17 protein-coding genes are annotated in these 17434 nt (G+C 69.3%); 12 read left to right on the plus strand and 5 right to left on the minus strand.

Annotation, left to right across the window (positions count from 1 at the left end):
- The first annotated feature begins 503 nt into the window (after positions 1 to 503).
- From ACWDAG_RS22200 to ACWDAG_RS22225, 6 genes are all read left to right on the plus strand, one after another.
- Positions 504 to 1139, plus strand: coding sequence for a TetR/AcrR family transcriptional regulator (locus tag ACWDAG_RS22200; RefSeq protein WP_344405601.1), 636 nt, complete (start codon positions 504 to 506; stop codon positions 1137 to 1139).
- A gap of 316 nt (positions 1140 to 1455) precedes the next feature.
- On the plus strand, positions 1456 to 3048 hold the full coding sequence (locus ACWDAG_RS22205; protein WP_450697285.1) for a sensor histidine kinase: 1593 nt from the start codon (positions 1456 to 1458) through the stop codon (positions 3046 to 3048).
- Positions 3045 to 3452 (plus strand): roadblock/LC7 domain-containing protein, encoded by a 408-nt coding sequence (locus ACWDAG_RS22210; protein ID WP_016434374.1) that lies wholly within the window; start codon positions 3045 to 3047, stop codon positions 3450 to 3452. Before ACWDAG_RS22205 ends, ACWDAG_RS22210 begins: the two co-directional genes overlap by 4 nt.
- Complete coding sequence (locus ACWDAG_RS22215) at positions 3449 to 3862, plus strand: DUF742 domain-containing protein (protein ID WP_450697286.1); 414 nt, start codon at positions 3449 to 3451, stop codon at positions 3860 to 3862. Before ACWDAG_RS22210 ends, ACWDAG_RS22215 begins: the two co-directional genes overlap by 4 nt.
- Positions 3843 to 4463 (plus strand): GTP-binding protein, encoded by a 621-nt coding sequence (locus ACWDAG_RS22220; protein WP_450697287.1) that lies wholly within the window; start codon positions 3843 to 3845, stop codon positions 4461 to 4463. Before ACWDAG_RS22215 ends, ACWDAG_RS22220 begins: the two co-directional genes overlap by 20 nt.
- 177 nt (positions 4464 to 4640) lie before the next feature.
- Positions 4641 to 6125 (plus strand): cytochrome P450, encoded by a 1485-nt coding sequence (locus ACWDAG_RS22225; RefSeq protein WP_450697288.1) that lies wholly within the window; start codon positions 4641 to 4643, stop codon positions 6123 to 6125.
- On the opposite strand, the gene ACWDAG_RS22230 is transcribed toward ACWDAG_RS22225, so the two are convergent.
- The gene (locus ACWDAG_RS22230) at positions 6119 to 7066 is read right to left on the minus strand and encodes an RluA family pseudouridine synthase (RefSeq protein WP_450697289.1); all 948 of its coding nucleotides are present in this window, start codon (positions 7064 to 7066) and stop codon (positions 6119 to 6121) included. The two genes, ACWDAG_RS22225 and ACWDAG_RS22230, sit on opposite strands and share 7 nt — an antisense overlap.
- A gap of 495 nt (positions 7067 to 7561) precedes the next feature.
- Between ACWDAG_RS22230 and ACWDAG_RS22235 the strand changes: the two genes are divergently transcribed.
- From ACWDAG_RS22235 to ACWDAG_RS22245, 3 genes are read left to right on the plus strand one after another with little or no spacing between them, the layout of a single operon-like run.
- On the plus strand, positions 7562 to 8593 hold the full coding sequence (locus tag ACWDAG_RS22235) for a terpene synthase family protein (RefSeq protein WP_450697439.1): 1032 nt from the start codon (positions 7562 to 7564) through the stop codon (positions 8591 to 8593).
- A gap of 53 nt (positions 8594 to 8646) precedes the next feature.
- Positions 8647 to 9996 (plus strand): cytochrome P450, encoded by a 1350-nt coding sequence (locus tag ACWDAG_RS22240; protein ID WP_450697290.1) that lies wholly within the window; start codon positions 8647 to 8649, stop codon positions 9994 to 9996.
- A 51-nt stretch (positions 9997 to 10047) separates the two neighbouring features.
- A complete protein-coding gene (locus tag ACWDAG_RS22245) occupies positions 10048 to 10629 on the plus strand; it encodes a GNAT family N-acetyltransferase (RefSeq protein WP_450697291.1) in 582 nt (193 codons plus the stop codon).
- A 28-nt stretch (positions 10630 to 10657) separates the two neighbouring features.
- Here the strand turns inward: ACWDAG_RS22245 and ACWDAG_RS22250 are convergent, their stop codons facing one another.
- Positions 10658 to 12217: an amino acid permease gene (locus tag ACWDAG_RS22250; RefSeq protein WP_450697292.1), complete on the minus strand. Its 1560-nt coding sequence runs from the start codon at positions 12215 to 12217 to the stop codon at positions 10658 to 10660.
- A 235-nt stretch (positions 12218 to 12452) separates the two neighbouring features.
- On the opposite strand from ACWDAG_RS22250, the gene ACWDAG_RS22255 reads away from it, so the two are divergent.
- From ACWDAG_RS22255 to ACWDAG_RS22265, 3 genes are all read left to right on the plus strand, one after another.
- Positions 12453 to 13067 carry a PadR family transcriptional regulator gene (locus ACWDAG_RS22255; protein ID WP_450697440.1) on the plus strand — a complete coding sequence of 205 codons (615 nt, stop codon included), beginning with the start codon at positions 12453 to 12455 and terminating at the stop codon, positions 13065 to 13067.
- A 184-nt stretch (positions 13068 to 13251) separates the two neighbouring features.
- Positions 13252 to 14268 (plus strand): ATP-binding cassette domain-containing protein, encoded by a 1017-nt coding sequence (locus ACWDAG_RS22260; RefSeq protein WP_450697293.1) that lies wholly within the window; start codon positions 13252 to 13254, stop codon positions 14266 to 14268.
- Positions 14265 to 15041, plus strand: a complete 777-nt coding sequence (locus ACWDAG_RS22265) for an ABC transporter permease (RefSeq protein ID WP_450697294.1) — start codon at positions 14265 to 14267, stop codon at positions 15039 to 15041. Before ACWDAG_RS22260 ends, ACWDAG_RS22265 begins: the two co-directional genes overlap by 4 nt.
- A 70-nt stretch (positions 15042 to 15111) precedes the next feature.
- Here ACWDAG_RS22265 and ACWDAG_RS22270 read toward each other — a convergent pair whose 3' ends face one another.
- The 3 genes from ACWDAG_RS22270 to ACWDAG_RS22280 all read right to left on the minus strand — a co-directional run bounded on the left by ACWDAG_RS22270 (position 15112) and on the right by ACWDAG_RS22280 (position 17367).
- Positions 15112 to 15960: a siderophore-interacting protein gene (locus ACWDAG_RS22270; protein WP_450697295.1), complete on the minus strand. Its 849-nt coding sequence runs from the start codon at positions 15958 to 15960 to the stop codon at positions 15112 to 15114.
- Positions 15961 to 16062: 102 nt separating this feature from the next.
- The gene (locus ACWDAG_RS22275; RefSeq protein WP_450697441.1) at positions 16063 to 16992 is read right to left on the minus strand and encodes a 5'-3' exonuclease; all 930 of its coding nucleotides are present in this window, start codon (positions 16990 to 16992) and stop codon (positions 16063 to 16065) included.
- A gap of 21 nt (positions 16993 to 17013) precedes the next feature.
- Positions 17014 to 17367 carry a hypothetical protein gene (locus ACWDAG_RS22280; RefSeq protein WP_450697296.1) on the minus strand — a complete coding sequence of 118 codons (354 nt, stop codon included), beginning with the start codon at positions 17365 to 17367 and terminating at the stop codon, positions 17014 to 17016.
- Positions 17368 to 17434: the final 67 nt, after the last annotated feature.

Consider the following 17434-nt stretch of genomic DNA (forward strand, 5'->3'; position numbering starts at 1 on the left):
GCGGTGGGCCGGGGGCGCGGAGCGGCTGGAGGCGGGCCTGGTGTTGCCTGGGGGCCCGGGGGGCTTGTGTGCTCGGGGGCCTGGCGGCGGGCCTGGTCGCCCGGAGGCGGGGCCCGGGTCGCCCGGCCCTAGCGGTGGGGCCTGGGTTGCCCGGAGGCGAGCCGGGGTGTTGCCCGGGGTCTCCGGAGGTGGGCCCTGGTCGCCCGGCCCTGGCGGTGGGTGGGGTTGCCCGGAGGTGGGGTCGGGTGCCCGGGGATGCTGGAGGCGGGCCTGTTGTTGCCGGAGGCTCGGGTGCCCGGGGATCCCGGAGGCGGGCCCGGTGTTGCTGGGGGATCTTGGCGCTGGGCCTGGGACGCCCGTGGACCCTGGAGGCGGATGGGGGGCGCCCGGAGGTGCCCGAATGTCGACCGGGGCTCGCCCGGAGACCGTCCCAGGGTCGCCCGCGGATCTGCGGCGGGCCCACGGGAGATCGTCCTGCCCGGCCGTGTGCGAGGATCGAACGCATGGGAACGCCGGGTGGAGGAGGCGGCCGCCGGGTCGGCAGGCCGCGGGCCGCGCAACGGCCGGACAGCGGGCTGCAGCCGCGCGACGAACTGCTCGCGGCAGCCGCCGAGTTGTTCACCACCCGTGGGTACGCGGCCACCACCACCCGCGCGGTCGCCGAGCGCGCGGGTATGCGGCAGGCCTCCATGTACCACTACGTCTCCGGCAAGGAGGAGCTCCTCGCCGAGCTGCTGGAGTCCACCGTCACGCCCTCGCTGGCCTACGCCCGACAGCTCCTCGCCGACGACGCGACCCCGCCCGAGGGCCGGCTGTGGGAGCTGTGCCGGACGGACGTGGAGCTGTTGTGCGGCGGCCCGCACAACCTCGGCGGTCTCTATCTGCTGCCCGAGGTGCGGGCCGAGCGGTTCGCCGGCTTCCATGCCGTGCGCGCCGAACTCAAGGACGCCTACCGGCAGTTGCTCGCGGGTACGGCCGCCGGGAGCGCGCTCGCCAAGAACGAGCTCGATCTCCGTACGGACCTGTTGTTCGGTCTGATCGAGGGCGTGATCCTCGTGCACCGCTCCGACCCCGAGCGCCCCGTGTCGGTGTTCGCCGAGGCCACGGCGGACGCGGCGCTGCGGATCGCCGGCGTCTGACCGGTCATCGCGGAAGCTGATCTTCACTCGTCACAGTGGGTGTTTTTCGTACGCCCGAACGCCGTGACGCATCGTGTTCGAGCAGCCGCTGAGTGTGTAAATGGAGCCGAGAGTACCCCTTGGTCCGGTCCCATTTCAGGTGCTTGCTGAATATGACACGGCGATGATCCGGTCGGACTAAGCTCGCCCGCAGCGCACCGAGTTGAGGTGTATTCGTGCGCTTGTTCCCAAAAATACCGAAGATCCAACGCAGTCCCATGCGTACCCCACTTGCAAGCTCCCCAGACACCCAGCCGATCTTTTTCAGAGGGCCTACATGGTGAGTGTTCAATCCCCTCCCGGGCGCCGTGAACTTCCTTACGCGCGCGTGCTGTTGCTGCCCGCCATAGTGATGGCCGCAGCGACCGGAGCCGCCGTCGCCCTGGTGGCCGTGCCGGCCCGCGCGGCCGTCGTGTGGTGCGGCGCCGTCGCCACGCTCCTGGTGATCGCGACGACGGCAGAAGCGGTACGCCGCGGCCGCGCCCTGCGCGCCCTGCACGAGGAGAGCGCCCGTCACCGTGCGTACCTGGAGCGGCGTATCGCCGGCCATGAACAGGAGGTCCACCGCCTCTCGCACGAGATCGTCCCCACCGCCATCGAGTACCTGCGCGGCGGGCACACGCCCAGAGACGTGGTCCGTCTGCTCGGCGACATCGACCCCTCCTATCGCGATCTGCCCAAGGCCCAGGTGGCGTTGGTCAGGCGGATGCTCGACATCATCGACACCGAGGAAGCCCTGCGGGACTCCTCGGCGCGCTCCTTCGTCAACATCGCCCGACGCGTCCAGGCGATCGTGCACCAACAGGCCAAGGAACTCCGGGAGATGGAGGAGGACCACGGCCGCAACCCCGAGGTCTTCGACGACCTGCTGCGCATCGACCACGGCACCGCGCTGATCGGCCGCCTCGCCGACTCCATCGCGGTGCTCGGCGGCGGCCGCCCCGGACGCCAGTGGCCGCAGCCCGTACCGCTGTACAGCGTGCTGCGCGGCGCCATGTCCCGGATCCTGGAGTACAAGCGCATCTCGCTCGACAACATCGCCAAGGTCAACATCCGCGGCATCTCCGTCGAGCCGGTCATCCACGCCTGCGCCGAACTCCTCGACAACGCCACGCGCTACTCGCCGCCGCAGACCAAGGTGCATGTCATCGCGACCGAGGTGCAGACCGGCATCGCCATCGAGATCGAGGACGCCGGCGTCAGCCTCAGCGAGGAGGCCCGCGCCAAGGCCGAGACCATGCTGGAGCGCGCCCAGGCCGGCGTCGACCTCCAGGAACTCGGCGACGCCCCGCGACTCGGCCTGGCCGTCGTGGGCCGCCTGTGCAAGGCGTTCGACATGCAGATCTCGCTGCGCGCCTCCGCGTACGGCGGTGTCCGCGCAGTACTCGTCATTCCGCGCGTGATGGTGACCGGCGACGAGGCGCCCGGCCTCGCCCACGGCATCGGCGCCACCGCGGCGCCCAAGCTCGAACTCGGTGCGCTCGAAGGTCCCAAGCGCGCACCGAAGAGGCGGCGTCCCACCAGCCCGCGCATCCCGGCCGGCGTGTCCATGGAGGACGAGATCCCCGAGGTCACCGAGTGGACCGCGGGCGGTCTGCCGCAGCGCCGCAGCCGGGTCAAGATCCCGCTCAGCCAGCGGCTCGCCGAACAGGCCGCCGCCGAAGAGGCCGAGCGGGCGGCCCGGGCGAGCAGGCCCGCCTGGGCGGCGCCCGTGCCCGAACCGGAGCCGGAGACCAAGGAAACCGAACCCGGGCTGTGGGTCGAGGCGTTCTGGGAGGGCCTCAAGGGCGACCCGGACCCGACCGCATTCACCCAGCCGACCAACGAGCCGGCCCGTATCGAGGCCGACGACGAGAGGGACCACAAGTGATCCAGCAGCGAGCCAACTTCGACTGGATGCTCAAGGATCTCGCCGACGGAGTACCGGGCATCGAGATGATCGTGGTGCTCTCCGCCGACGGCCTGCGCATCGCTCGCTACGGGGGCGATCCGGACGCCGCCGACCGCGTCGCCGCGGCCTGCGCGGGACTGCAGAGCCTGGCGGGCGCCGTCGCCCATGAGATCCCGGGCAGCGACGGCCGGATGAAGCTGGTCATCATCGAGATCAACGGCGGCTACTTCTATCTGATGGCCGCCGGAGCCAACGCCTACCTCGCGGTGCTCTCCGACGTGGTCGCCGAACCCGGTCTGATGAGCAACCGCATGCGCGATCTCGTCGTCCGCATCGGGGCCCATCTCACCAGCCCGCCCCGGCGCAACGGGCAGACCGTATGACTCCTCCGCAACGCCGACGGCGATATCCCAGTCAGGAAACCGCAGAACCTCCCCCGACACCCTCCAAGGAAGGCCAAGAGGGTGAAACGAAGGCCCCCGAGCGGCTCTACGTCGTCGCCGGGCCGGACGGGGAACGCGCCGACATCGACCTGGTCACGTTAATCGTGGCGCGCGCCGACCCGCCGCCTTCCGCCACCCCGGAGCAGACAGCGATGCTCCGGCTGTGCACGGCCCCCCTCTCGGTGGCCGAGCTCTCGGCCTATCTGAGTCTGCCGTTCAGCGTGGTGACCGTACTGCTGACCGAGATGCTGACGGCAGAACTGGTGCAGGCGCGCGCCCCGATCGTCCGGCAGGCGCTCCCCGACCGTTCCCTTCTCGAAGCGGTGATGCATGGACTTCAAAGGCTCTGACACCATCCCCGGACCACGAACAGAGGATCATCTGCCGCACACGGCCCAGGCCGCGGTGAAGATCGTGATCGTGGGCGGCTTCGGAGTCGGCAAGACGACGATGGTCGGCTCGGTCAGCGAGATCAGGCCGCTGACCACCGAGGAGACCATGACGCAGGCCGGCGTCGGGGTCGACGACAACTACGGCTCCGAGTCCAAGACGGCCACCACCGTGGCCATGGACTTCGGCCGCATCAGCATCACCGAACAGCTGGTGCTCTACCTTTTCGGCACCCCCGGCCAGGAACGCTTCTGGTTCCTGTGGAACGGGCTGTTCGAGGGCGCGCTGGGCGCGGTCGTACTGATCGACACCCGGCGGCTCGAAGTCAGCTTCGACGTCATAGGGCGCCTGGAGGAGCGCGGCGTGCCCTTCGTGGTCGCCGTCAACTCCTTTCCGGACGCGCCCCGTTACCCCATCGCCGAGCTGCGCGCCGCGCTCGACCTGGCCGAGGAGATCCCGATCATCGACTGCGACGCACGCCGTCGGGCCTCCAGCCGGGACGTCCTGATGACGCTGCTGCGCTTCCTGCACGCGCTGGCCAGGGCGAAGGCCTCCACATGAGCCACGCACCGATCCAGCAGGGCCGTACGTCACCCCGTCCCGTCCCCGAGCCGTACGGCCCCGCCCCCGTCCATCCGCACCACCTCCCCCAGGGGTGCGGCTCCGTCCGAACCACCGGACCGGGGGCCTCCACCACCTCCTGTACACCGGATTCACTTCTGCTTCGGAGCGATCATCGTGACGCTTGATCCCTTCTCCCCGACCGGTACGGACGAGTCCATGGTCGGCCCACCCCCCGGCTGCCCCGCGCACGGCATCGGCCTCGGTGGCCTGCGACGGCTGTACGGCCCCGAGGCCGAGGACCTCGGAGCCGTGTACGAGAAGCTGCGCGCCGAGCACGGCGCAGTGGCTCCCGCGCTGCTGCACGACGACGTGCCGATCTGGGTGGCGCTCGGCCACAGCGAGAACCTGCAGATGGTGAGCAGCCCCTCGCTGTTCAGCCGTGACACCCGGCTGTGGACCGCGCTGCAGGACGGCACATGCAAGCCGGACCACCCGCTCATGCCGCACCTCGCCTGGCAGCCCATCTGCTGCCACGCCGAGGGCGACGAGCACCTGCGGCTGCGCGGCGCGGTCACCGGCGCCATGTCGACCATCGACCACCGGGGCATCCGCCGCCACATCAACCGCGCGACCCAGCACCTCGTCAACCAGTTCTGCGAGGAGGGCCGCGCCGACCTGGTCGGTCAGTTCGCCGAGCACCTGCCGATGGCGGTGATGTGCGAGATCCTCGGCATGCCAGAGGAGTACAACGACCGGCTCGTGCAGGCCGCCCGCGACATGCTCAAGGGCACCGAGACCGCCATCGCCAGCAACGCGTACATCATGGAAACCCTGATGCGGCTCACGGCCCGCCGCCGTGCCGCACCCGAGGACGACTTCACCAGCCATCTGATCAACCACCCGGCGGGGCTCACCGACGAGGAGGTCGGCCAGCACCTGCGCGTCGTGCTGATCGTCGCGTTCGAATCCACCGCCAACCTCCTCGCCAACGTACTGCGAGTGGTGCTCACCGACCCCGGGTTCCGTGCCCAGCTCAACGGCGGCCAGATGACCGTGCCGCAGGCGGTCGAGCAGTCCCTGTGGGACGAGCCGCCGTTCAGCACCATCCTGGGCTACTTCGCAAAGCAGGACACCGAGCTGGGCGGTCAGCGCATCCGCAAGGGCGACGGCCTGCTCCTGGGCATCGCGCCGGGCAACGTCGACCCCCGGGTACGCCCCGACCCGTCGGCCCACATGATGGGCAACCGGTCCCACCTCGCCTTCAGCGGTGGTCCTCACGAATGCCCCGGCCAGGACATCGGCCGTGCCATCGCCGACGTCGGTGTCGACGCGCTGCTCAGCCGCCTTCCGGACGTGCAACTCGCCTGTGAGGAGAACGAGCTGCGCTGGCGGGCGTCCATCTCGAACCGCCACCTGGTGGAGCTGCCGGTCCACTTCGAGCCGAAGGGCAAGCAGGACATCAAGGCGTTGCCCGGTCTCGCCTCCGTCCCGTCGCAGCGCACGGACTGGGAGATCGGCACCAAGCAGCCCGAGCCGGCCACCGCTGCCCCGGAGCCCCAGCCGGTCGCTCCGCCGGAGGCGGCGGCTCCCGCGCCTGAGGAACCGGCCCGCCCGAAGGGCGCCTGGCGCCGCTTCCTGCGCTGGTGGCGCGGCTACTGACCGGCCCAGTCGCCGTAGGAGCTCCAGGCACCGAGGGTTCGCGCACTGCGGAACCGGTGCTCCACCCCCGTGACCGGATCGGTGAACTCCAGCGCCCGCGCCAGCAGTTGGAGCGGGCGCCGGAAGTCGCCGGCCGGCACGGGATCGGTCACCACGGGGTAGAGCGGATCGCCGAGGACGGGCACGCCGAGCGCGCTCATATGGACGCGCAGCTGATGGGTCTGCCCGGTGCTCGGAACCAGCCGGTACCGCCCCAGCCCGTCGGCCCGGTGCTCGATCAGCTCGACGTGGCTGATGGCATTGGGCTCACCGTCGACCTCGCGGGCCGCGAGAACCCCGCGCTCCTTGACGATCCGGCTGCGCACGGTGCGCGGGAGGTCCAGCGAGGCGTCGTACGGGGCCACCGCCTCGTACTCCTTCGCGACCCGCCTGTCGCGGAAGAGTGACTGGTAGGCGCCGCGCTCCTCGGACCGCACGGTGAACAGCACCAGCCCGGCCGTCAGCCGGTCCAGCCGGTGCGCCGCGCCCAGCGCCGGGATGCCCAACTGCCGTCGCAGCCGTGCCAGGGCCGTCTCGGCGACATGGCTGCCGCGCGGGGTCGTGGCCAGGAAGTGCGGCTTGTCCGCCACGACCACGTGCTCGTCCCGGTACACGACGTCAAGGGTGAACGGCACCCGCTCCTCATCGGGCAGATCCCGGTGGAACCACACGAACATCCCCGGCACATACGCCGAGGCCCGCGACACGGGATGCCCGGAGGCGTCCACGATCCGCCCCGCATCCAGCATCGCGTCGATCACCCCGGCCCCGGCCGCGAGCCGCGCCACGAGATGATCCCGTACGGTCGCCCACTCGTCCCCGGGCGGCAACCGCACGCGCACGGGGTCCACCCCGTCGCGCTGCGGCAGGGGAGAAGGCGGGGGCGGGGTACGGCGTCTCATCGCGATCAAGCGTACGAGACGGCGCCGACAGCGGGGCGAGGTGCAGTCGCAAAGCCGCCGGGCGCTCTCCTGCGCGCCGGATTGCGATGCCAGGCTCCGGCGCACGAGCGCGTTCACCAGTGCCTGTGCACTATCGCCCATCCAATGCGCTTACGTGACCACTTTTGCGCCCCAGTGCGCCCCCCTGTGATCACTTGTTCCCGTTGGCTGGCCTACGTCTACTGAGAGGCGTCACCTTGCTCGCCCCCTCGGTGAGCTGGCTCTGGCTGGTCCGGCCGTTGGAGGGCTGTTGCTCAAGCACCCAGCTTGAGATGGGGAAACGTCAGTTTCGATCGTCGAACGTTCAGTTGTGTGTTCGGTTCGTTCGCGGCTGGATCAGGGACGCCCACTTCCGATGTGAACCGAACTGCGATGTGATTGAAGGGCGTACCGCCGAAGGCAGAGCGTCCTGTTCGCGCCATCACACGCCCAGACATGGAGGTCCTCGTGCTCGCCATGATCCCGACGTTTGCGGAGCCCACCCCGCCGGCTGTCAGTCCACACCTGCAGAGGATCGAGGAGTACGTCCGCTCACTCGGGGAGAGCCTTGGACTCGCAGAGACGGGAGGCGGCCAGGAGCGGATGCGGGCAGGCTACGGGCGCTTCGTCGCCTGGACCTATCCAGAGGCATCGTTCAGTGATCTCTGTCTCTGTGCGGAATGGCTTTTCTTCACCTTCATCCTGGACGACCTGCACACGTTGAAGGTCTATGACGCACCGGAAGCATGGGCTCCGGTTCAGCAGCGCCTGATGGACATCATCAATACGGGAGAAGACCCTGCCCCTGCGCGAGAGCGCACGCCCCTCACCAGGGCCCTCTCGGATTTGGCCGTGCGTACCGGCGAAAGGCTTTCGCCGACGCTTCATGGACGGCTCAACCGGCATCTTGATCTGTTCTTCCAGGGATTCGCCGAGGAATCAGAGAACCGGTTCCGCGGCACGCCTCCCGGCATCGAGAGTTTCACCCAGACCAGGCGGTTGTCCGTAGGCATGGAGTTCGGGTTCGATCTGGTGGAACTCAGTCAGGACACAGAGGTTCCCGAAAGTATATACGGGACAGGTCTGTTCAGGAGGATGATCGAAGCCGCGAGCGATGTGGTCGCCTGGCAGAACGACCTGCATTCAGTTCACCTGGACAACGCGCGTGGAGACTTCCACAACGTTGTCATAGTGATGCAGCACGCCGCCGGAATCTCGTTGCAGGAAGCCATCGACCGGGCCGTTGCCAAGGTCGAGGCGCGGGTGGCCGACTTCCTGGCCGCCGAAGAACAGCTCTCGCCCTTCCTGGCGAGTCGTGGCGTGCCGCCCGCCACCCGTGAAGCGATTCTGAAGGTCACTGCCGGAATGCGGCAGTGGACCAACGGATGCCTGCAGTGGTACGGGAACACCAGTCGCTACACCATTCCCGGCGCCTCGGACGAGTCGGATCAACAGCACGCCTACCTTCAGGTGCTGCTCCCGAGCCCAGGGCTGTACATCCCGGCGTAGTCGCGGTCGTTCGGTGAGAGATATCTGGATCGGCCCAGGAAGGCTGGTATGTCATGGCAACGAACCATGAAGGCATCACCCCTGCTCCAGGGGCACTGCCACTCGTCGGGCATCTGGTTCCCCTGCTCCGGGACCCGCTGCAATTCCTGAAAAACCTCTCCTCCTACGGTGACCTGGTGGAGATACGGTTAGGTCCGCAAAAGGCGGTCGTCGTCTGCCGGCCCGAGCTCGTCCAGGAAGTGCTCCTGAACGACCGGGTGTACGACAAGGGCGGACCCATCATCGAGCGGGTCGGAAACGCGCTCGGGGACGGCATAGCCTCGTGCCCGCACAGCGCGCACCGGCGACAGCGACGCACGTTGCAGCCGGCCTTCTCTCGTTCCAGCCTGCAGAAATATGCCGCCATCATGACCGAGCAGATAGACGCGCTCACGGTCGGCTGGAGCGATGGACGGGCCATCGACGCGGGCGCGGAGATGTACTCTCTCGCGAGCGGCACAATTGCTCGGACATTGTTCACGGCCGACGCTGCCGGGCCCGCCGTGGAGACCGTCACGGAATGCCTTCCGGACATCTTCCGGGGCATCTACCAGCAGGCCGTCCTCCCGCCTCTGCTGCGCCGCCTGCCCCTCCGCTCGAACGTGCGCTACGAGCGTGCTCGCGACCGGGCGTGGGCCGAAGTGAGCAAGACGATCGGTCTGTACCGGCAGGACGAGAAATCCCACGGCGATGTGCTGTCGATGCTTCTCGAGACCCGTGACGACGAGGGACGGGCCCTGGGCGACGCCGAGATCCATGCTCAGATCATGACCCTGCTCGTCGCCGGTATCGACACCACTGCGGTGGCCCTCACCTGGGCTGCCCATCTCCTGTGCCAACACCCCGATCTCCAGGAGCGTTTGCGCGCCGAGACCGATGAAGTCCTCGGCACCCGAACGGCCACCTGGGACGATCTCCCCCGGCTCGACCTGGCACGCCGGGTCATCACGGAGACATTGCGTCTCTACCCGCCCGGATGGATCTTCACCCGGATGACCACCACCGAAGCCCGGCTGGGGGATGCCGTGATTCCCCCCGGAACCACGCTCGTCTACAGCGCGTATCTCATGCACCACGACGCCCGGTTCAATCCGCACCCCAGCAGCTTCGATCCCGACCGGTGGCTTCCGGAGCAGCAGCATGTGCGCGGTGCCTTCGTTCCGTTCGGGGGAGGCGCGCGCAAGTGCATCGGCGACAACTATGCGATGACCATGGCGACATTGGCGCTGTCCACGATCGTGGCCCGCTGGCGGCTCTCGCAGAGCGACCTTCAACTGCCGCGCGTCGAACCCCGGATGACCCTGAACCCCGACAAGGTCCTTGTCCGGGTGGAGTGTCTGGAGAGAGGAGCCGTGGGCCGGTAGCCGTCGGAAAATCCGTTGGGCTCCTCGCTGCCCGTTGGCAGGATGCGGATCATGCCTTTCACCGCCGCCCCCGTCGTGCCCGCCGGAAGCTTCGCCGACGCCCCTCAGCCAGTGTTGTCGACCGGTGACGGTCTACTCCTGCGTCCGTGGCGGGCGGCGGACGCGCCTGCCGTCCATGCGGCCTTCCAGGATCCGCTGATGCACCAGTGGCACGTCAGGTCCGCCGACTCCGTGCAGGAGGTCGCCGGCTGGATCGTGGAGTGGCAGAACAGCTGGGGCGGTGAGCGGGATGCCCAGTGGGCCGTCACCGACGCTGACACCGACGGCTTGCTGGGGCGCGTGGCGCTGCGCGACATCCGGCTGGACGAGGGTCTGGCCGCGGTCGCCTACTGGACCGCGGCGGCGGCTCGTGGCCGTGGCGTCGCCGCCCGTGCCACGAGCACTCTTACCCGCTGGGCCCTGGACGAGATCGGCCTCCATCGCCTGGAGCTGACGCATGCCACGGCGAACGGGGCGTCCTGCCGGGTGGCCGCCAAGGCCGGCTTCGCCCTGGAGGGCACCAAGCGCAGTGCAGGCTGGCACCAGGACGGCTGGCACGACATGCACCTGCACGCGCGCGTGCAGGGCGACTGACCGTACGCGCGCGTGCTGGGTGCCCGCTCTAAGCGGCGGCCTCCTGAACACTCGCATCCCGTACGGCACTCCGGGGCCCCGTCCGCCGCCGGTACGCCCGGTACACCGCGCCCGCCGCCACGGTCACCGCGAGGAACAGCACCGTGAACCACTGGAAGTACCAGTGCCCGCCCGCCGGGTCGTACACCGCTGCCCTCGGCCAGGCCAGGTTGACCGTCATGAGGAGGCCGTAGAGGAGGGCGAGGGCGTTGACCGGGATGCCCCAGCGGCCGAGGGAGAAGAGTCGGCCGCCCGTCTCGTCGGTGCCTTCGACGGTGAACTCGCCGCGCAGGCGGCGGATCAGAAGCGGGCCCGTCACCATCGCGTACGCGAGGTACAGCATCACGATGCAGGTGGTGCCGATGGCCAGGAAGGCGTCCGGGGAGACGAAGTTGAGCAGGAGCAGGGCCGCGGCGAGGACACCGACGACGAGGGCGGGGGCGTTCGGCATGCCCGTGCTCGGGTTGACGCGGGCGAGACGGCGGGAGAAGGGGAGCTGGCCGTCGCGGGCCATGGAGAACAGCATCCGGCAGGCAGCGGTCTGGATGGCGAGCGTGGCCACCGCGATCGCCACCACCACGTCGGCCAGCAGCACCTTGCCGACGCCGTCGCCGAGGCTGCTGGTGAGGACGTAGCTCAGTCCGTCGACTCCCAGGTGGCCGTCGGTCAGGCTGGGCGCGGCGAGCAGACCGCCGAGGATGACCAGGCCGCCGAGCAGGCCCGCGGCGCCGAGTGCCGTGAGGATCGTGCGGGGCGCCGTACGCCGGGGGTGATGTGTCTCCTCGCTCATCTCGCCCGCGCTGTCGAAGCCGATCATCACGTACGCCGCCGTGAAGGAACCCACGGCAAGTGCCCCGAACAGGCCGGAACTTGCCGCGCCCGTGGTGTGGAAGGTGATACCGGGGGAGCGCTCCGAGTGGGTGAGCAGCAGCACGACGATGAGGACCGCGCCGATGATCTCGGCTGTCACGCCGACCCGGTTGATCAGGGACATCACCCGGTTGTCCACGATGTTCACGAGCGTGGTCAGCACCAGCAGGAGCACTCCGAGGACCGCCGCGTTCGCCGCGCCGTCCTGAGACGTCACCGCAGGGTCGGTGCCCACCAGCTGGAAGCCCGACCAGATCGCCGGGAGCACCATCTGCAGGGCCAGCGCCGCCGCCGCGACCACCACGATCTGCCCGATCACCATGATCCAGCCGGCGAACCAGCCGAAGGTGAGGTTGGACAGGCGCGAGGACCACTGGTAGATCGCGCCGGAGATCGGGTAGCGGGCGGCCAGCTCCGCGAAGCAGGCGGCCACCAGCAGCTGCCCGACCAGCACCACCGGCCAGGCCCAGAAGAAGACGGGGCCGCCGAACGCGTACCCGAAGGCGAAGAACTGGAAGACGGTGGTCAGGACGGAGATGAAGGAGAATCCGGCCGCGAAGGAGGCGTACCTGCCCAGGCTGCGGTGCAGTTCCTGGCGGTAGCCGAACTCTGCGAGCGAGCCGTCGTCGGGCGGGTGCGGCGGGTCGGGGCGTACGTCGGAGGGGGTGGTTGTCGTCACGGCGGCACCTGCCTTCGGCGCGGGGAGCGGAGAGTGGTGCGGGTTCCTGTCAGGCGACAGAAATTAGGGACGGGCTGTTTCGTGCGTGTCACGCGGTCATGTCCGCGACGGGCCCAAGTCCTCACGCCCTTGCTGTGCGCATCGAAACGCGATACATCGTGTGTATTGACGTCTGTCCGAGAGTCGCGATATGTTCGGTCACGGATATTCGTAAGCGAGGTGATCGGTCGTGGCGATGAAGCGTCGCAAGCTCAGCAACCCGCTGGCGCTCGCCGTGATGGTCACGCTCTGGCAGAAGCCGATGCATCCGTACGAGATCGCCCAGACCCTGCGCCAACGTGGCAAGGACGTCAGCACGAAGATCAAGTACGGCTCGCTCTACACGGTCGTGCAGAACCTCCAGAAGCACGGCTTCGTCGAGGTCGCGGACGTCGAGCGGCAGGGAAACCGGCCCGAGCGCACGGTCTACGGGCTCACCGAGGCGGGGCGGGAGGAGATGGCCGACTGGCTGTCCGATCTGCTGGCCGTCCCGGCCAAGGAGTACCCGATCTTCGAGACCGCGCTGTCACTGCTCGGGGCTCTGCCCCCCGACGACGTGGTGCGGCTGCTCGAAGAGCGGCTGCAGAACCTGGAGGTGGAGGTGGCGAGCGGCCGCGCGGCGCTGGAGAAGCTGTGCGAGACGCTCCCGCGGCTCTTCCTCGTCGAGGTCGAGTACCAGTTGCACATGGTCGAGGCGCAGGCGGAATGGGTCCGCGGTTTCCTGGAGGAGATCGAGAAGGGCTCACTGCCGGGCGTCGACGGGTGGCGCCACTTCCACGAAACGGGGGAGCTGTCACCGGAGTTCACCTGACGAAACAGACCCCGGCCGGGCTGTTGCAGCAGCTGGGCCGGGGTCTCGAACCCCGAACTGAATCCGCCGTGAAGCGGCTCCAGGCGATCGAGGTGCGGCACACCCAGGATAGCCCGGCGCTCTTCATGCGGACGGATCAGTTGTCATCCGCTTGTTTGTCATCCGCTCATTCAGGAGAGCAGCCGTGAGTGCTACCCGTGCGCCCGCAGTGGAGGCGCGCCAGTTGATCAAGACCTACGCCCGTGAGGTCACCGCCCTGTCCGGCATGGACGTCACCGTCGAACCGGGCACCGTCTTCGGACTCCTCGGACCCAACGGCGCCGGCAAGTCCACCACCGTCAAGATCCTCACCACCCTCGCGAAGCCCGACTCGGGCACCGCCACCGTCGCCGGGCACGATGTGCTGCGCCACCCGGACCGGGTGCGCCGCGCGATCGGCGTGGTCGCCCAGAGCTCCGGCGCCGATCCGGTCGCCACCGGCCGTGAGAACCTCCAACTGCAGGGCAGGCTTTACGGGTTGAAGGGCGCCGCCCTCGCCAGGCGGGTGGACGAACTGCTCGACCGCTTCAGTCTCGCCGACGCCGCGAAGCGTCCGGTCAAGGGCTACTCCGGCGGTATGCGCCGCCGGCTCGACGTCGCCCTCGGCCTGGTGCACCGGCCCGAGGTGCTCTTCCTCGACGAACCCACCACCGGCCTGGATCCGGAGGCCCGCACGGCGATGTGGGACGAGATCGACCGGCTGGCGGGGGAGGAGGGTCTGACGATCCTGCTGACAACGCACTACCTGGAGGAGGCCGACCGGCTCGCCGAGCGCATCGCCATCGTCGACCGCGGCCGGGTCGTCGTCGAGGGCACCCCGGACTCCCTCAAGGGCGAACTCCGCGGCGACGCCGTGCACTTGGAGCTGCGGGAGCCAGTCGGCGAGGCCGGCCGTACGCTCCTCAAAGGCGCCCTCGGCGGTCTGCCCGGCATGCACGAGGTACTGATCGACGGACGCCGCGTCAGCGTCCGCGCCGACGACGGGGCGGCCGCCGTACCCGCACTGCTCGGGGCGCTGGAGCGAGCGGGGGTCAGGGTCGCCGCCGCGACCGTCGCCCGGCCCTCCCTCGACGACGTCTACCTCCGTTACGCCGGCCGCCGTTACTCCGAGGCCGACGCCGAAGCCACCGACAACCCCGTCCTCGCCGGAGGTGCGCGATGAGCACGGCCGTCTCCCAGACCTGGTACATGACACAGCGTCAGCTCATGGTGTTCACCCGGCAGCCCGCGTACGCGGTCATCACGCTGATCCAGCCGGTGATCTGGCTGTTCCTGTTCGGCAACCTCTTCAAGAAGGTCGTCGAGCTGGGCGGCTTCGGGACGACGACGTACCTCGACTACCTCGTGCCGGGCGTGGTCGTGATGAGCGCCCTCAGCTCCAACATGTGGGCCGGGATGGGCACTCTGGAGGAGATCCAGCGGGGCACCCTCAACCGCTTCCTGACCACTCCGGTCAGCCGGGCCGCGCTGATGAACGGGAACGTCGTCAACAACGGCCTGATCACCGCGTTCCAGTCGGTCGTCATCGTGCTGCTCGCACTGGCGGGCGGCGCCGACTACCCGGGCGGCATCGGCGGCATCGCCATCCTGGTCCTCGCCTCCGTGCTGCTCGGCACCGTCTTCGGGGCGCTGTCCAACGCTCTGGGCATGCTGGTGCAGGAGCGGGAGTCGATCATCGGCATCAACACCTTCCTGCTGCTGCCGCTGACGTTCCTCTCGAGTGCCTTCATGGCGCCTTCCCAGATGCCGTCCTGGATGCGGCACATCGCCGACTTCAACCCGCTCAACTGGGCGATGGTCGCAGGTCGTTCGGCACTGTCCGAGCACCCCGACTGGGGTGACGTGCTCAGCCGCGGCGGGGCGCTGCTGGCCCTAGCGGTGGCGGCGGTGTGGCTGTCGATCCGGACGTTCCGGTCGTACCAGCGGTCGGTGTGAGCACATCCGTCGCCGCGACGGCAACGGCGAAGGGGCGGCACCTCGGCGAGGTGCCGCCCCTTCGGACGTCTCACGCGGCGGGCGCCGCGCTCTCCTGCTCCGCCTCGATGCGCGCGTTCCACTCCCGCTTGGAGGCCTGCCAGCCGTCCTCGTTGTGACCGAGCCGCCAGTAGCCGGAGATCGACAGGTCCTCGCGCGGGATCGCCAGGTCGCAACGCAGCAGCTGACGCAGCTCCTTCACGAAGTGCGCCTCTCCGTGCACGAACGCATGCATCCGGCCCTCCGGGAACTGCAGCGACCGTACGGCCTCGATCAGCGCCTCGCCGACGGGCCGGCCCCCGCGGTGCAGCCAGACGACCTCCACGTCGGACTCGATCTTCTGCTCCTCCTCGGGGCCGGAGACCTCCACGAAGGCGTGCGCCGTGGCGCCGGCGGGCAGCGACTCCAGGGAGCGGGCGATCGCGGGCAGGGCGCTCTCGTCGCCGACGAGCAGATGCCAGTCGGCGCTGACGTCCGGGGCGTAGGCACCGCCTGGGCCCATGAAGTGCACGGTCTCGCCCGGCTGGACACGCGCCGCCCAGGGGCCGGCCAGGCCCTCGTCGCCATGGATCACGAAGTCCAGCGCCATCTCACGGTGGACCGGGTCCCAGGCCCGCACGGTGTACGTCCGGGTCACCGGCCACTGTTCGCGCGGGAGTTCCTCGCGGATGCGCTCCAGGTCGAAGGGCTCGGGGTAGGCAACGCCCTCGGTCGGCGGGAACAGCAGTTTCACGTAGTGGTCGGTGCAGGTGTCCGCCGCGAACTCGGCCAGACCCTCGCCACCGAGGACCACGCGCTGCATGTGCGGAGTCAGCCGTTCCGTGCGGACGACCTGCGCGGACTGGGCCTTCCGCGGCTTCCGTGCCGGGCGTTCTGCCATGGCGGCCTCCCTGTTCCCAAGCTTAGGTTTACCTAAGTTAGCATCTTCTCCCGGTCAACACCTCTCCCATAAAGACCTGACGAGTGCGCGTCGCCGGAATCGTCACATCCCGAGTGTCGTCAGCAGACGCTGCAGTGAGCCGCCCAGTCCCCAGCGGACCGCCAGCTCGTCCAGCGCCGCCGAGTCGCGCGGGGCGTGCGGCAGGGCCGTGTCCACGTCCGGCAGCGGGACGTCGTCGGCGACCTTGACGACCTTCGGGGCCACGGCGACGTACGGCCGCGCCTCGTCGAGCCGCTTGCGCTGCGACGGTGTGAGCTTCGCCTTCGGGTCCTCGACCGCGGCCATGATCCCGGCTAGGTCCCCGAACTCGGCGAGCAGCTTGGCGGCCGTCTTCTCACCGATGCCCGGCACGCCGGGCAGGCCGTCGCTCGGGTCGCCGCGCAGCAGCGCCAGATCCGCGTACCCCGCGCCGTCCACCCCATACTTCTCGCGCAGCCATGCCTCGTCGGTGAGCTGCAGCGTGCCGACGCCCTTGAGCGGGTAGAGCACGCGCACCCCGCGCGCGTCGTCCACCAGCTGGTACAGGTCGCGGTCCCCGGTGACGATGTCGACCGGGCCCTTCGCCCGCGCGGTGAACGTGCCGATCACGTCGTCCGCCTCGTACGGCTCGACGCCCACGCGCGCGATGCCGAGGGCGTCGAGGACGGCCTCGATGACGGGCACCTGCGGGGAGAGCGTGTCCGGCACCTCCTCCTCGTCCGGGCCCACCTCGTGCTCCTCTGCGACGCGGTGCGCCTTGTAGGAGGGGATCAGGTCGACCCGCCACTGAGGGCGCCAGTCGGCGTCCATGCACGCCACCAGGTGTTCGGGGCGGTGGTCCTTGACCAGGCGGTCGATGAATTCGAGGAGCCCGCGCACGGCGTTCACCGGGGTGCCGTCCGGGGCCTTCACGGACTCCGGCACGCCGAAGTAGGCGCGGAAATAGAGCGAGGCGGTGTCGAGGAGCATCAGTCGTCCGGTCACGCCTCGCATCATGCCGTACGGCACTGACAGTCACCCCCCGGCGAGCAGCCAGCGCCAGCGCGAGCGTTCCGTGACGAGGGCAGCGGCCGCCAGCAGGGAGACCGGGACGGCCGCCCACACGGGCCAGACCCACCACGCCGACACCAGGGCCGCGGCGAGCTGGAGCAGCACGAGCAGGATCGTGACCGGGCCCGGAACCGGCACGATCACGTTCGCCTTGTCACCCGGAGTGGAGAAGACGGTCGGCAGACCGATCAGCACCAGCACCGCGAGCACGGCGAGCGGCCAGGAGTACGACCACAGCGCCCAGGGCGTCGCGATCCAGGCCACCAGCTCCGTCGCGAAGCGCAGCACCGACGCGCGTCCGTCGTCCGGTCGTTCCACAGTCGTCCCCCCCCACCGATGTGAAGCACCGGCGGCGATCCTACGCACTGGTTGTGAACTGAACCAC

The organism is Streptomyces sp. NPDC001157 (genome assembly GCF_053598255.1).

Bases quoted from the DNA above. Each gene is read 5' to 3' on its own strand.
- ACWDAG_RS22200 (WP_344405601.1), top strand. From the start codon at position 504: ATGGGAACGCCGGGTGGAGGAGGCGGCCGCCGGGTCGGCAGGCCGCGG.
- ACWDAG_RS22205 (WP_450697285.1), top strand. From the start codon at position 1,456: ATGGTGAGTGTTCAATCCCCTCCCGGGCGCCGTGAACTTCCTTACGCG.
- ACWDAG_RS22215 (WP_450697286.1), top strand. From the start codon at position 3,449: ATGACTCCTCCGCAACGCCGACGGCGATATCCCAGTCAGGAAACCGCA.
- ACWDAG_RS22220 (WP_450697287.1), top strand. From the start codon at position 3,843: ATGGACTTCAAAGGCTCTGACACCATCCCCGGACCACGAACAGAGGAT.
- ACWDAG_RS22230 (WP_450697289.1), bottom strand. From the start codon at position 7,066: ATGAGACGCCGTACCCCGCCCCCGCCTTCTCCCCTGCCGCAGCGCGAC.
- ACWDAG_RS22235 (WP_450697439.1), top strand. From the start codon at position 7,562: ATGATCCCGACGTTTGCGGAGCCCACCCCGCCGGCTGTCAGTCCACAC.
- ACWDAG_RS22240 (WP_450697290.1), top strand. From the start codon at position 8,647: ATGGCAACGAACCATGAAGGCATCACCCCTGCTCCAGGGGCACTGCCA.
- ACWDAG_RS22245 (WP_450697291.1), top strand. From the start codon at position 10,048: ATGCCTTTCACCGCCGCCCCCGTCGTGCCCGCCGGAAGCTTCGCCGAC.
- ACWDAG_RS22255 (WP_450697440.1), top strand. From the start codon at position 12,453: ATGAAGCGTCGCAAGCTCAGCAACCCGCTGGCGCTCGCCGTGATGGTC.
- ACWDAG_RS22265 (WP_450697294.1), top strand. From the start codon at position 14,265: ATGAGCACGGCCGTCTCCCAGACCTGGTACATGACACAGCGTCAGCTC.
- ACWDAG_RS22270 (WP_450697295.1), bottom strand. From the start codon at position 15,960: ATGGCAGAACGCCCGGCACGGAAGCCGCGGAAGGCCCAGTCCGCGCAG.
- ACWDAG_RS22275 (WP_450697441.1), bottom strand. From the start codon at position 16,992: ATGCGAGGCGTGACCGGACGACTGATGCTCCTCGACACCGCCTCGCTC.